The sequence below is a fragment of the Klebsiella sp. ZJOU C1 genome (assembly GCF_035620215.1).
Taxonomy (GTDB): domain Bacteria; phylum Pseudomonadota; class Gammaproteobacteria; order Enterobacterales; family Enterobacteriaceae; genus Klebsiella; species Klebsiella variicola.
In genome coordinates this window covers 902,691-917,454 of sequence record NZ_CP141644.1, presented here as the reverse complement: position 1 = coordinate 917,454, position 14,764 = coordinate 902,691, and the positions used below count along the sequence as shown (strand labels likewise).

The following is a 14,764-nucleotide window of genomic DNA, read 5'->3' as shown; positions in this document are numbered from 1 at the left end:
CCCGTGAGTAGTTAGAAGCGGAAGGTTGCGGTCGCGACAACCTGACGTCCCGCACCCCAGTAGCAGGCGTATTCGCTATAGCAGCTGGAGACATATTCGCGGTCAAACAGGTTGTTGACGTTGACGCCGACCGAAGAGCCCGGCAGGCCAAAGCGCGCCAGATCGTATTTGACCGTCGCATCCATCAGCGCATAACCGGCCACATTGAAGGCATCATTTTTGTTACCGGTGCTGGTGTCAGTTTTGTAATAGCTGACCGTAGAACCGATATAGCGCGCCCCGGCGCCGACCGTCAAACCGCTGAGCGCGGTTTCGTGGAAGGTGTAATCCGCCCACAGGGAGGCCATATTGCGCGGCACTTCCGCCGGACGCTTGCCGTTGAACACCGTATCGTGAGTGTATTCCGCATCGGTATAGCTGTAAGCCGCGGTGACGTTGATATTGGCGTTCACCGCCGCTTTCGCCTCCAGCTCAAGGCCGCGGGAGCGGATCTCGCCGGTCTGGATGCTGAACGCCTGGTTAGCCGGATCCGCCGTCAGGTTCTTATCTTTGGTCAGCTGATAGACCGCGGCGGTGACCACCACCGGCATGTCTTTCGGCACATATTTCACGCCAGCTTCATACTGCTTGCCACGCGACGGATCGAACGGCTGGCCGTTAAGCCCGGAGCCCGATACCGGCTCGAAGGATTCGCTGTAGCTGAAGTACGGAGAGATGCCGTTATCAAACAGGTAATTGATACCGCCGCGCCAGGTGAACTGCTGGTCGTGATTCTCCGCCAGGCTGTTGCTGGAGCGAGTTAACGTTGAGGTGGTGGCGTAATCGTAACGGCCGCCCAGGGTCATGACCCACTTATCCCACTCCATCTGATCCTGCGCGTACAGGCCCGTCTGCTCCATTCGGTTGAGGACCGCGTACGGGAAAGTGACCTGAATATTCGGGTTGCCGTATTGCGGGTTGCTCATGCTGATAGGATCCGCCGTCCCGTAGTCGGCATCCACATCGTTGCGCATCCGCGAGTAATCCACGCCGGTCAGCAGCGTATGGCTGACCGCGCCGGTGGCGAAAGCAGACTGCAGCTGGGTATCGACGGTAAAGGTGTTCAGGTGCTCATCAGAACGCACATAGGCGCGATTCATGTAGCCCGGGGCGACATAGCCATTCCCGTACACCGAGCGATACAAGGTATCAACCTCGGCATAGCGCAGGTTCTGCCGCACGGTAAAGGTGTCATCAAACTGATGGGAGAAGCTATAACCCACCATCTTCTGGCGGCGCGAGATCTTATTATCCGCCTCGCCTTCGTTGAAATCGGTCGGCAGCTTGTGCGCCTTCCCGTTGGCATCGTAATACGGCACCACGGTGCCTTCGCGCGGCAGCCAGCCGTAGTAGCCCGCATCCGGGTCATTCTGGAAGTTGCTCAGGAAGGTGAAGTCGGTTTTATCGTCCGGGCGCCAGCTAAAGGACGGCGCCACCGCATAGCGGGTAGACTTCGCCATCTGCTGCTGGGTATCCTGGCTGCGGCCCAGGCCGGTCAGGCGATAGGACCAGACGCCGGCATCATCAATGGCGTCGCTGAAGTCAAACCCGGTCTGCCACAGGTTGTCGGTGCCCATCTTGAACTGCACTTCTTTCAGCGGCTCAGTGGTCGGGCGTTTGCTGACCATGCTGACGATACCGCCAGGGTTGCTGTTGCCGTACAGCACCGAGGTTGGCCCGCGCATCACTTCCACGCGCTCGAGGAAATACGGGTCCATGGAGACTTCAGAGTAGTTATTTCCCTGCAGCTTCATGCCGTCCAGATACTGGTTGGTATTGACGGTCGTCGAGGTAGTGAAACCGCGGATGGTGACCACATCATAGGTGGTCGAGCTACCGCGGGTGGAGAAGACGCTCGGCGTATAGGAGAGCGCCTCTTTTACCGTGGTCGGCTGGCGCATCTCCATCTCCTGGCGCGTGACCACCGAGACAGACTGCGGCGTTTTTTCGATCGGGGTATCGGTTTTCGTCGCCGTGGCAGAGCGTTTTGCCGCGATGGTCGGCGCCGGTCCCCAGGCGCTTTCCTGGGCGGCCGGTGCCGCAACGACGGTGATAGTCTCTTCTTGTTTCGGTTGTTCCGCAGCCTGTGCATAGACAGACATGCCGCTAACCGCCGTGGCTACTACGACTGCGATTTTACGCAGCGAGTGATTTGGCTGAGCAGTTTTTGGACGCGCCATGGGTATATCTCTGATGAAAGTGAATGATAACGTAAACGATAATTATTATTATGACGGGCGATATAATAGGCGAAACGCCGAAGGCAAGGCAAGCGATATGCCAGCCTGGCGAGACCGAAGGCCGAATTAATAACCAGATAGTTATTATGGAGTTAAAGAGGCGTTAACTTTTTTACAGGTATAAAAAAACCCCTTAATACTTTCGTATTAAGGGGTCGGGTTGTGCGACCAAAATCAGTTACTGCCGAACATATCCTTGATCCAGCCCGCGACGCCGTCGCTCTTTTCCTGCTGCTTCGGCTGTTGCTGCTGCTGTTGCTGTTGCTGTTGCTGCTGCTGCGGCTGCTGTTGCCCGGACTGATTAAACGGGTTGTTCGCTTCCTGCTGCTGCAACTGCTGCTGCTGCATCATCTCGCCCTGGCGGCACAGCGCATCCGGCTGCGTCGTCCAGACCGGCAGCGAACGGACGCCACCGCTGCAGACGAGGTTGCCGTTGCTGTCCACGCCCATGTCGACCACGTCTTCCGGCGCCGTCAACGCCAGCGGCGTTGGCGTCTGGTTCGCCAGATAGCGCTGGTAAATCGACATCGCGCCGCTGGCGCCGTACAGTTTGGTCGGCTGGTTGTTGTCGCGGCCCACCCAGGTGATGGTCACCTGGCTACCGTCGATGCCGGCGAACCAGGTATCGACGTTATTGTTGGTGGTCCCGGTTTTCCCCGCCAGATGCAGGCCCGGATACTTCGCGCCCAGCTGACGCCCCGTGCCGCGCTGCACCACCTGCTGCATGGTCCACAGCGTCATGTAGGCCGCCTGGGCAGGCACGGCGCGTTCCGCCTGCGGGTAGCTCTGGTAGAGCACCGTGCCATCTTCCGCAATCACTGACCGCAGGGCGGACAGCGGTGCACGGTTGCCGCCGCTGGCGATGGTCTGGAAGGCCTGCGCCACTTCAATCGGCGTCAGGTTCAGCGCACCCAGCAGCATCGCCGGCACCGCGTTGAGCTGATTCTTCGGCGCCCCCAGTTTAGTCCAGGTATCGACGACCGCCGGCAAGCCCAGCGCCATCCCGAGGTTAACCGTCGGGACGTTCATCGAGCGGGTCAAGGCATCCACCAGCATCACCTGGCCGCTGAAGCGACGATCGTCGTTCTGCGGAGACCACGTCTGGCCGTTGGACAGGCGAATGGTCACCGGCGCATCGGCGATCCAGGTGTTCAGGCGATACTGGTTCGGCTGGCTCAGCGCGGTCAGATAGGTCGCCGGCTTGGCCAGAGAACCAATCGACCGGCGGGCCTGCATCGCGCGGTTGTAGCCGGCGAACTGCGGCTCCGCGCCGCCGACCATCGCCCGCACTTCACCGGTAAAGCGGTCCACCACCACCATGGCGGTTTCCAGATCTGCCAGCTTGCGCTGTTTCTTCAGTACCGGGATCCCTTCAGTAGCCGCTTTTTCCGCCGCATCCTGCGCCACCGAGTCGAAGGTGGTGAAGATCTTCACGCCGGAGAGATCTTTCACTTTATCGCCCAGCTTCGCCTGCAGCTCCTGACGAACCATCTGCATAAAGGCCGGCTGCGGTGAAATCACCCCGCCGCGCGGCTGCACGCCCAGCGGACGCGCGCTCAGCATATCGTACAGCTCCTGGTCGATAACCTGCTGCTGCTGCAGCAGACGCAGCACCAGATTGCGTCGCTCAAGGGCCAGTTTCGGGTTGCGCCACGGGTTATACACCGACGCCCCTTTCACCATCCCCACCAGCAGCGCCTGCTGATCGAGGCTCAGCTCTTCCACCGGACGGCCAAAGTAGTACAGGCTGGCCAGCGGGAAGCCGCGAATTTCATTATCGCCGCTCTGGCCGAGGTACACCTCGTTCATATACAGCTCAAGGATGCGATCCTTGCTGTAGCGGGCATCGACGATCAGCGCCATATACGCTTCGTTGGCTTTACGCCAGTAGGAGCGCTCGCTGGAGAGGAACAGGTTTTTCACCAGCTGCTGGGTCAGGGTACTCGCCCCCTGCACCGTACGACCTGCCGTCAGGTTCGCCAGCACCGCGCGGCCGATGGAATACAGGCTGATACCATCGTGCTCGTAGAAGTGGCGGTCTTCGGTCGCCAGCAGCGTATCCACCAGCAGATCCGGGAAGCCACTGCGCTTCACGAACAGGCGCTGCTCACCATTCGGCGACTGCAGCATGGTAATAAGACGCGGATCGAGACGGAAGAAACCGAACTGGCGGTTATTATCCATATTCTCGATGGTCTCCAGATGGTCGCCATCGAAGGTCAGACGCGCGCGCACCTGCCCTTCTTTACTGTCCGGGAAATCGAACGGACGACGGATCATCTCGATGCTGTTGGCCTGCACGGTGTATTCGCCCGGGCGCGTCATCGCGCTGACCTGACGATACTGGGTGGCGTTCAGCAGACGCACCATCTCGTTTTTGCTGATCTGCATATCCGGCTCAAGATTCACCATCCGGCCATAAACCGCGGCCGGCAGCTCCCAGACTTTACCGTCAATGCGGCTGCGGATTTTCTGATCGAGGTAGACGCCATAGGCGGCAATCAGCACCGCGAAGACAATCCCCAGCTTGACCAGCAGCCACAGCCAGCGGCGCTTACGACGAGGTTTGCCACCGTTGCCTTTTCCTTTTCTCGGCACCGGTTTCTCATCCTCATAATCATCGTCATCATACTCGTCGTCGTAGTCCTCTTCCCGGACCCGGCGACGGGTAACTTTTTGTTTTGTCGGACGTGAGGGTCTCCCCTTACGTCCGATAGGCTCGCGGTCATCTCCCGCCATGCTTTTTCTCCGCAACGTTCAGGCGCAAGGGCCTGATTCTCAATACTTCCCCTGCACAGAGGAAGAAGAAATCTCTCAAATTAACGTCCAGGCTGCTTATCCTTCGGACGACAACCTGCTGGCAGGCAGGACATGCCGCCAGCCTTTCATGAGGTTGGTTTGCTTCGTTTTACATGATATTAACAATAAAAATTCACCATAAAATCATTATGTTAAACGCATCATCAGCAGAAATGGTCAGAACATAGCACGTAATGTTCAGGGCATACAGGATAGCACTAAAATGCGACATTCTTAACCAGCATTTTACCTCCTGCGCACGTAACAAGATGGGAAAGAGTATGTTTTTTAATAACATAAAAAATGACGCTCGCCCTGATGCCAAATGCGGCGGCATCGCCTCACACCGAAAATATATTTCCCGGACGACAACATTTATTATTGAGAGAAGTAAAGGGAATTAATCGAGTTTCTTCCAATAAAAATGAGAGCCTGTTAACATTTATGCAGAATAATATTTTATGATGACACCAGGAAAATCTTTGTTAAACTAGCGGCCAGTGATTCATTATTTTGATTACTTTACTATGCGCATTCCGCTTATATTTTCGCTTTGCGTGGTCGCCGTGCTCTCTGGCTGCCAACAGAAACCCGCCTCAACGCTCAGCCCGGCCATCAGCAGCCAGGCGCAGCTGGAGCAGCTCTCGTCGGTAGCAGCCGGGACGCGCTATCTCAAGAATAAATGTAATCGTAGCGATCTGCCCGCCGATGAAACGATATATCGGGCAGCGGTGAATGTCGGCAAAGCGCGCGGGTGGGGAAATATTGACGTGGCGACGTTAAGCCAAAATAGCGACCGGCTTTATCAACAACTTTTGCAGGACAGCACTCCGGAAGCCACACAGTGTAGTCAATTTAATCGCCAGCTCGCTCCCTTTATTGCCAGCTTGCGCAGCGACTAAACAAAATATTCTCAACGCGCATTTTATTGCGCGTAGCCCTTATTCCCCTTTCGGCTCCTCGTCAATTTTCCCGCCTGGCCAGTCATCCAGCGCCGCCAGGGTAAATGTTGTGCCGTTGAAGCTAAAGATCGTCACATCCTGCTGGATCTGCTCCACCACCAGATTGGGCAGCGGGGAATCACCCTCCGACCACGCTTTGCCGTTTAACACAATGCTGCGCTTTTCCGGTAGCGAGGCATAGACATGGGCGCTATAGCGCAGGGGCGGCAGCGTATCGCTGTCCATTACCGGCGCCGCAGGCGCGCTGGGTTTTACCGCCGACGGCGGGTTTTTTGGCGCGGTCTCCCCGGCGGCGGTTAACGGCAAAAGCGCCGCATGAGCCACCGGCAGAGGCAGCGTTTGCGGCGGTGACGGATGGCGCCACTGCTCGCCGCCAAACCAGCCGAGCGCGATAAATAATCCGGCGTACAGCGGGATAATCCAGCCGGGGATCTGCACCATCCGGCCGCGGCTTACCGGCGCGTCTGCCTGCGCGGTGGACGGCTGAGGCGCCGTCAGCGGCGAGATGCCTCTTTCACTATCATCACGAACAATCACAACCGTCTCCTGTTCCCTCACGGTGCAGAGAAGGCGCCCTTACGGGCGCCCCAGACTGCTGACAAAGTGCATTCTTCAGAGATTGCCCGGCGGCGCTACGCTAGTGCGGGCCGACAGACAACTGCATAACTGTTTGATATTGCAGTCTTTCGTAGGCCGGGTAAGGCGAAAGCCGCCACCCGGCAGAAAGGCGAGCACAATAACGAAACAGGTTTGTCATCAGCCAGAGGCGCCCTTACGGGCGCCCCACGTTATGTTATTTACTGCTCACCGGCAGGCCAGCGCCCTGCGATTCCCCCTGTGGCAGCTCGAGGACCGCTACCGACCAGGCCGGCAGCGTGACCGAGCCGTCAGCGGCAACCTGCACGCCGCTCGCCAGCGAACGGTCGCCTGCCGCCTGCTGGATGGCGCTCAGCTGCAGCGATGTGCCGGCGAAGTCCTGCAGCGTCCGGCTTTCCGGTGCGGCGTTGATCGCCACCACGATGCCGTCGACACGGCTGTCCAGACTGGCGCCAGCCTGCATCCCGTCATCGATGGTCATCACCAGCAGACCCGTCAGCTGATCGGCGCCGGTATTGCGGAAGTCCACGCGCTTCATCACCGTCGCGCCGTCACCGAGAGTAAACAGCGGAGACGATTTACGCAGCGCGGTCAGCTCCTGATAAAACGCGGTCATCTGCTTGAGCTCCGTTTCACCCGGAGTAGCCACCGCGTCTTTCACCCGGGCGATAATGTCATAGTTGCTGCCATCATCGCTGCTGCGCGGCATACCCACGTTGTAGTTGTTGTCCTGCAGGGAGTAATCCACGCGGTTAAACCAGTCACCGGAATCATACGAATCGCGGGTAAAAGATTTAGAGCGCAGCAGCTCTGAGCCCTGCTGGTCAAAGGCGATCCCCTGGCCGAGCATCACCGTCGCCAGCGACACCGCCTGCATCCGGACGCGGGTATCGAGATCCGCCTCCTGAGCAGCTTTATAGCTGATCATGTCCCACAGCGTTTGGTTGTCGTGTTTTGACACATAATTCACGACTTCCGTCGGGTCAGCCGCATAGCCGCCAGGCGCGCCGTTATAGTCAATCTCGCTGCCTTTCTTCACCGCGCCGTCTTTGTCGATCAGCACGAAGTCCGCGAGGTTACCGGCCATGCCCAGACGGGTCAGATCGGCGAGGTGGCGCGCCTGATCGTCGGTCATGCTGGTCAGCTCATTCGGCAGAACGCCGGCGCCGCTACCCACCCCCTGATTCTGGCGCAATGCATCGCCGGAATCGAACGGCCCGCCGCCGCGCACGGCGTCACGCAGACGATCGGAGAACGTGCCGATCCCGGTGCCTTTCAGATTGATTTGCGAGGCAATTTCAAAGCGATCGCTCTGGTTGGAATCCCAGCCTTCACCAAAGAAATAAATGTCCGGGTTCAGCGCTTTAATGCGCTCCCAGGCCGAGAGGATCTGCGCTTTCGGATGATAGCCCATCAGGTCGAAGCGGAAGCCATCGATCTTATAATCGGTGGTCCATACCGCCAGTGAATCGGCGATAAGCTTGGCGAACATCCGGTGCTCTGGCGCCGAGTCGGAGCAACAGGTGGCCGATTCCACGCTGCCGGTGGTTTCATTCAGGCGCTGATAGTACCAGGGGACGATCTTATCCAGCACCGAGGTGCGGTCGGTCGGGCCGGCGGCGTTGGTGTGGTTGTACACCACGTCCATAATGACGTTCATTCCCAGATCCTGCTTGATCGCCTGAATCATGGTGCGGAACTCTTTAATGCGCGCCGTGCCTTCCGGATCGGTGGCGTAGGATCCTTCCGGCACCGTGTAGTGGAACGGATCGTAGCCCCAGTTATAGGAGTCGGTCTGCGCCACCAGCGTATTCAACGCCTGCACCTGCGGGTTATCCTTGCTGTCGTTCTGCTTCAGCTGGGTCAGCACCTCTTCGACCGTCGAACCGCTGTCGCAATAGCCCGCGAACTCGCTGCTCTTCACCGCGCTGTTGATCTCGCACAGGCGACTGAACGGCTGCTGAATATCGGCGACTTTGTCGCTGAATTCATTGACCGTCGCCAGATCGAAGACCGGCAGCAGCTCAATATGGGTCACTCCCGAGGCCGACAGCTGTTTCAGATGCTGGACCATATTGCTCTCCTGGGCGGTGAGCGCCAGATACTTACCGCGCAGTTCGGCGGGAACGGTTTGATCCCAGGCAGAGAGATCGCGAATATGCGACTCGTGGATCGTCATTTTCGCCAGGTCGGCTTTGGTTTTCTGCGCGTGCGGCATCGTCAGCCCGTCCCAGCCTTCCGGCTTCAGCGCGCTGTCGTTGAGATCGACCACCTGGCTGTACTCCGAGTTGGTCGACAAACTATGGGCGTAGGGATCGGTCACTTCGTACTGCTCGACTTTACGCGACTGCGGGTGGTAGACGGTCATCGCGTAGCGGTAGAACGCGCCCTTCAGGTCGCTCCCGCCCTGCCAGGACCAGGCGCCGGAGGCGCTGTCGCGGGTCATCGGATGGCTGGCCACCACCTTCTTGTCGGCGCTGTAGACCACCAGCTCAACCTGCTGCGCCGTGGGCGCCCAGACGCGGAAGGTCACACCGCTATCAGTTAGCTGGGCGCCATAGCTCAGCGCCTCGGCGGCAGCGGCATAGGTATCGTCCAGCACGCCGGCGGTCTGCACCTGGGTGGCGGAGCTAAGGATCCCGTCGCTTTCGGCGGATATCGCCACCGTCTCGCCCTGCAGCAATTCATCGACGTTGACATCATCCGGCAGCTTAAAGGCAGGATAGCTGGCGAGATGCGGGAAGCGCATGCTCACCTGCTGGCTGACAGTAGTGGGGGTCAGCTTGACATATTTATCGGTAAATTCGCCGTTACTGTCGGCGGCCACCTTACTGCTGTGGCTGTAATAGAGGCGCACAATGGGTTTATTTTCGCCACCCGGCCACAGCAGGGTGGTTTTATCGACCCAGTGCGCATCGGCCAGCGCCACGCCAAAGGCGGCGCGGAAGGCGTCGGCGCGGGAGTCATAGACCGCGCTGTTGCCAGCGATGACCGATACCGTGCGATCGGTGAAATCGCCAAAAGAGACGCGCAGGTCGCTGTCGATAAGCTTATTGGTGCCATCGCGGACGATAACGTTGATACATCCGCTCTCTTTAGTCAGCGGGATCACCCAGTAAGGGCCATATTTGTCGCTGCCGGTCGGCGTAGTGCTGACATCATTCCAGTCCGCCACCGGCGCGCTCAGCGCATCACAGGTTTCGTTATTCCATAGATAGAGGTTTTTAGTCGCATAGTCGGCCGGCGTGCTGCTGGTGATGCCGGCGATATCGACAAGGTGAATGACAGCCTGGTTGGCGGAAGCCTGCGCCGCTTCGCCAGGGACGGCAACGTCCGGTAAGCGGACGACCACATCCTGCGGGTCGGGCGTACCGGGCGTGCCTGGGTTGCCAGGATTGCCTGGTGAACCCGGTGAGCCAGAGGGTGAAGAGGAAGAGCTGTTATCACAGCCACTCAATAATACTAACGATCCAAGAAATAGGGCATGACAGGTATATCTGAGCATTCGATAGTCCCTAATATGCTTATTAAATTATAAAAGGTAAGAAAGGATGAATATCTTTACAGCGCGCTAATTAGATATTTTTGCTTTCCGGGGCGCAATCATCCCCCACAAATGAGAGGGGGGCGTAGGAAGCCGGGGGAGTAAATCAATAAAGGGAATGACGACCCGAAACCGCAAACTGATTATGATTCGCCACGCTTATCGCCACTCTCCGGCAATAAATAATTCAAAAGCCAATAATCACCTACCTGTTTCGGTAGGGTATTACGCCAACGTGCAGAAAAATAAATTAGCAAAGGAATTAAAATGCCAGTTTCTGTGATGGGGTTAACAAATATAAATAAAGGGATAATTAAATTATTACCACAAATTGTGACGCTCATCATATTAATAACCGCTATCCCCCAGCTGGCGAAATTAACCTGGCGCGTGGTATTCCCTGTGAGTCATGAGGATATTTCCGCCCTGCCATTAACCGCTTCTCCAATGGCGGAGTCGGAATTAAAAACCGAACGGCCTGTATTTACCCTGTTTGGTCTGGCGGCAAAAAACAACCCCGCGCCAACGGATGCAACCCACCTCAATCAGGTGCCGGTTTCCAGCCTGAAACTACGCCTTACGGGTCTGCTCGCCAGCAGTAACCCGGCACGATCCATCGCCATTATAGAAAAAGGAAATCAGCAGGTTAGCCTTAGTTCCGGCGATACTATCCCGGGGTACGATGCGCGGATCGTCGCCATTCTTCCCGACCGGATCATCGTTAACTATCAGGGACGCAAAGAGGCCATTTTGTTATTTAACGATACCCGCGCGCCGTCGTCATCGCCCACTACAGCGGCCACTCCGCCTCTTGTGAAGCAACTCCGCGAACAGCCGCAAAATATCCTCACTTATTTATCTATTTCGCCGGTGCTCAGTGGCGACAAACTGCAGGGCTATCGCCTTAATCCAGGCAAAGACGCCTCGCTATTTCGTCAGTCCGGCCTGCAGGAAAATGATTTAGCCATTGCCCTAAATGGCATTGATTTACGCGATCAGGCGCAAGCACAGCAGGCGCTGCAACACCTGAATGAACAGACCGAAATAACGCTGACCGTTGAGCGAGAAGGTCAACGACACGATATCGCTTTCGCGCTGGGGGATGAATAATTGCCAACCATAAAACGACTGCGGAAAATGCTGACTGTGCTACTGATATTAACGCCGCTGCTATTTCGTCCGGCCATCGCAGAAGAATTTTCCGCCAGCTTTAAAGGCACCGATATCCAGGAATTTATCAATACCGTCAGCAAAAACCTGAATAAAACGGTGATTATCGATCCCAGCGTGCGCGGCACCATTACCGTACGCAGTTACGATATGCTCAATGAAGAGCAGTATTATCAATTCTTTCTTAGCGTGCTGGATGTGTATGGCTTCGCCGTGATCAATATGAATAACGGCGTACTGAAGGTGGTGCGGGCTAAAGATGCAAAAACCTCGGCCGTCCCGGTCGCCAGCGAGGCTGCACCGGGCGAAGGCGATGAAGTGGTCACCCGGGTGGTGCCCCTGACCAACGTCGCCGCCCGCGATCTCGCCCCGCTGCTTCGCCAGCTGAACGATAACGCCGGCGCCGGCAGCGTGGTCCATTATGAGCCCTCCAACGTATTGCTGATGACCGGCCGCGCAGCGGTCATCAAACGCCTGCTGACCATTGTCGAGCGCGTCGACAACGCCGGGGATCGCAGCGTGGTGACCGTTCCCCTCTCCTGGGCCTCCGCCGCGGAGGTGGTCAAACTGGTTACCGAGCTCAATAAAGACAGCAGCAAGTCGGCGCTGCCGGGCTCGATGGTGGCGAACGTGGTGGCCGATGAGCGCACCAACGCGGTACTGGTCAGCGGCGAGCCGAACTCGCGCCAGCGCATTATCGCCATGATCAAACAGCTCGACCGCCAGCAGGCGGTGCAGGGCAACACCAAAGTGATCTACCTGAAGTACGCCAAAGCCGCCGATCTGGTGGAGGTCCTCACCGGGATCAGCAGCTCACTACAGAACGATAAGCAAAGCGCCAAACCGGTGGCCGCGATCGACAAAAATATCATTATCAAAGCCCACGGCCAGACCAACGCCCTGATCGTCACCGCGGCGCCGGACGTGATGAACGATCTTGAGCGAGTGATCGCCCAGCTCGATATCCGCCGCCCGCAGGTGCTGGTGGAGGCGATTATCGCCGAAGTGCAGGATGCCGACGGCCTCAACCTCGGTATCCAGTGGGCCAATAAAAATGCCGGCATGACCCAGTTCACCAACAGCGGGCTGCCGATCTCCACGGTTATCGCTGGCGCCAACCAATACAACAAAGACGATACCGTCAGCAGCTCGCTGGCCAGCGCTCTGGGCTCGTTTAACGGTATCGCCGCCGGCTTCTATCAGGGGAACTGGGCGATGCTGCTCACCGCCCTCTCCAGCAGTACCAAGAACGATATTCTGGCCACCCCCAGCATCGTCACCCTCGACAACATGCAAGCCACCTTTAACGTCGGCCAGGAAGTTCCGGTATTAACCGGCTCGCAAACCACCTCCGGCGACAACATCTTTAATACCGTCGAGCGCAAAACCGTCGGCATTAAGCTGAAGGTGAAACCGCAGATTAACGAAGGCGATGCCGTGCTGCTGGAGATTGAGCAGGAGGTATCGAGCGTCGCCGACTCGGCCTCCAGCACCAGTAGCGATCTCGGCGCGACCTTCAATACCCGGACGGTGAATAACGCCGTGCTGGTCGGCAGCGGTGAAACGGTGGTGGTTGGCGGGCTGCTGGATAAAAGCGTCACCGATACCGCCGACAAAGTGCCGCTGCTCGGCGACATCCCGGTGATCGGCGCCCTGTTCCGCTCCGAGAGCAAGAAAGTGTCGAAACGCAACCTGATGCTGTTTATCCGTCCGACCATCATTCGCGATCGTGATGAGTACCGTCAGGCCTCTTCCGGCCAGTACACCGCATTCGACAATGCGCAAACCAAACAGCGGGGCAAAGACAGCAGCGAAGCGACACTCAGTAATGACCTGCTGCACATCTATCCAAAGCAGGAGACCCAGGCCTTCCGCCAGGTCAGCGCCGCCATTGACGCCTTTAACCTCGGAGGCCGCCCATGACGCCAGCCGCCGAACGCCGTCCGCTGCTGCCCTTTGCCTGGGCCTGCGCGCATCATCTTGTGCTGCTCAGCGACGGCGAACGCTGCGAAGCGCTGTGCCGCTCCGATACCGCCGCCCGGGCGCTGCTGGAAGCGCGTCGCCTGGCGGACGGACCGATGAGCGTCAGCCGTCTGGCGCCGGACGCGTTCGAGAAAGTGCTGGTGCTCAGCTATCAGCGCGACTCGGCGGAAGCGCACCGCATGATGGCCGATATCGGCAATGAGCTCGACCTCTATACCCTCGCCGAAGAGCTACCGGACAGCGACGATCTGCTCGACAGCGAGGACGACGCGCCGATCATCCGCCTGATCAACGCCATGCTCACCGAGGCCATCAAAGAGAAAGCCTCGGATATTCATATCGAAACCTATGAGCGCCATCTGCAGATCCGCTTTCGCGTCGACGGCGTGCTGCGCGAAATTCTGCGCCCGCAGCGGCGGCTGGCCGCGCTGTTAATTTCGCGTATCAAGGTGATGGCCAGCCTGGATATTGCTGAAAAACGGATCCCTCAGGATGGGCGGATGGCGCTGCGCATCGGCGGGCGGGCGATCGACGTGCGCGTCTCCACCCTGCCCTCCAGCCACGGCGAACGCGTCGTCCTGCGCCTGCTGGACAAAAACAGCGTCAACCTGGATCTGCTGACGCTGGGCATGCCCCCCGCTCTGCTCGATCGGGTCGACGCGCTGATCGCCCGGCCACACGGCATTATTCTGGTCACCGGGCCGACCGGGTCGGGGAAAAGCACTACCCTGTATGCCGCCCTCAGCCGCCTCGACGCCCACGAACGCAATATCATGACCATTGAAGATCCGGTGGAGTATGAGCTGGAGGGCATCGGCCAGACTCAGGTCAACGCCAAAGTCGATATGACTTTCGCCCGCGGCCTGCGCGCCATACTGCGCCAGGATCCGGATGTGGTACTGGTGGGGGAAATCCGCGATGGCGAAACCGCCCAGATCGCCGTCCAGGCCTCGCTGACCGGACACCTGGTGCTGTCGACCCTGCACACCAACAGCGCGCTGGGCGCCATTTCCCGTCTGCAGGATATGGGCGTGGAGCCTTTTTTACTCTCCACGTCGCTGCTGGCGGTGATGTCGCAGCGGCTGGTGCGCCAACTTTGCCCGCACTGCCGTCAGCCCACGCAGGCGGATGCCGACACCGCCCGGCAGATGGCGGTCCCGGTCGGCGCGCGGCTGTGGCAGCCCAAAGGCTGTCCGGAGTGTAATTTCATCGGCTATCGCGGACGCACCGGTATTCATGAACTGCTGCTGGTTGACGACCGCATCCGCGCCGCCATCCACCGCGGCGAGAATGAGATCACCCTGATCCAGCAGCTGGGGCCAGCCTGGCAAACCCTGCGCCATGCCGGACGCGACAAAGCGCTGGCGGGGATCACCAGCTGGGAAGAGGTGATGCGGGTCACCGAACAGCAAACGACGGAAAGCGTCTGA

Annotated in this window: 9 protein-coding genes; 5 read left to right on the top strand and 4 right to left on the bottom strand. The window is 58.4% G+C overall.

Annotated features, from left to right (window positions below; translation table 11 throughout):
- Nucleotides 1-11: 11 nt before the first annotated feature.
- Nucleotides 12-2,219, bottom strand: coding sequence for a ferrichrome porin FhuA (gene fhuA / locus SPE70_RS04260; RefSeq protein WP_022065534.1), 2,208 nt, complete (start codon nt 2,217-2,219; stop codon nt 12-14).
- Nucleotides 2,220-2,453: 234 nt separating this feature from the next.
- A complete protein-coding gene (gene mrcB / locus SPE70_RS04255) occupies nt 2,454-5,018 on the bottom strand; it encodes a bifunctional glycosyl transferase/transpeptidase (protein WP_022065533.1) in 2,565 nt (854 codons plus the stop codon).
- A 587-nt stretch (nt 5,019-5,605) separates the two neighbouring features.
- Here mrcB and gspS point away from each other — a divergent pair.
- Nucleotides 5,606-5,980 carry a type II secretion system pilot lipoprotein GspS gene (gene gspS / locus SPE70_RS04250; RefSeq protein ID WP_012968915.1) on the top strand — a complete coding sequence of 125 codons (375 nt, stop codon included), beginning with the start codon at nt 5,606-5,608 and terminating at the stop codon, nt 5,978-5,980.
- 39 nt (nt 5,981-6,019) lie between these two features.
- Here the strand turns inward: gspS and gspB are convergent, their stop codons facing one another.
- Both gspB and pulA read right to left on the bottom strand, forming a co-directional pair.
- A complete protein-coding gene (gspB, locus tag SPE70_RS04245) occupies nt 6,020-6,577 on the bottom strand; it encodes a type II secretion system assembly factor GspB (protein WP_022065532.1) in 558 nt (185 codons plus the stop codon).
- Nucleotides 6,578-6,833: 256 nt separating this feature from the next.
- Nucleotides 6,834-10,142 carry a pullulanase-type alpha-1,6-glucosidase gene (gene pulA / locus SPE70_RS04240; protein WP_064170613.1) on the bottom strand — a complete coding sequence of 1,103 codons (3,309 nt, stop codon included), beginning with the start codon at nt 10,140-10,142 and terminating at the stop codon, nt 6,834-6,836.
- Between the two features lie 184 nt (nt 10,143-10,326).
- On the opposite strand from pulA, the gene SPE70_RS04235 reads away from it, so the two are divergent.
- The 4 genes from SPE70_RS04235 to gspE are packed head-to-tail and all read left to right on the top strand — an operon-like array spanning nt 10,327 to nt 14,764.
- Nucleotides 10,327-10,464, top strand: coding sequence for a hypothetical protein (locus SPE70_RS04235; protein ID WP_004219434.1), 138 nt, complete (start codon nt 10,327-10,329; stop codon nt 10,462-10,464).
- Nucleotides 10,449-11,291, top strand: coding sequence for a type II secretion system protein GspC (gene gspC / locus SPE70_RS04230; RefSeq protein ID WP_023322082.1), 843 nt, complete (start codon nt 10,449-10,451; stop codon nt 11,289-11,291). The genes SPE70_RS04235 and gspC overlap by 16 nt, the downstream gene beginning before the upstream one ends.
- 9 nt (nt 11,292-11,300) lie before the next feature.
- Nucleotides 11,301-13,274, top strand: coding sequence for a GspD family T2SS secretin variant PulD (gene pulD / locus SPE70_RS04225; RefSeq protein WP_168443368.1), 1,974 nt, complete (start codon nt 11,301-11,303; stop codon nt 13,272-13,274).
- Nucleotides 13,271-14,764, top strand: coding sequence for a type II secretion system ATPase GspE (gene gspE, locus SPE70_RS04220; RefSeq protein ID WP_064170615.1), 1,494 nt, complete (start codon nt 13,271-13,273; stop codon nt 14,762-14,764). Before pulD ends, gspE begins: the two co-directional genes overlap by 4 nt.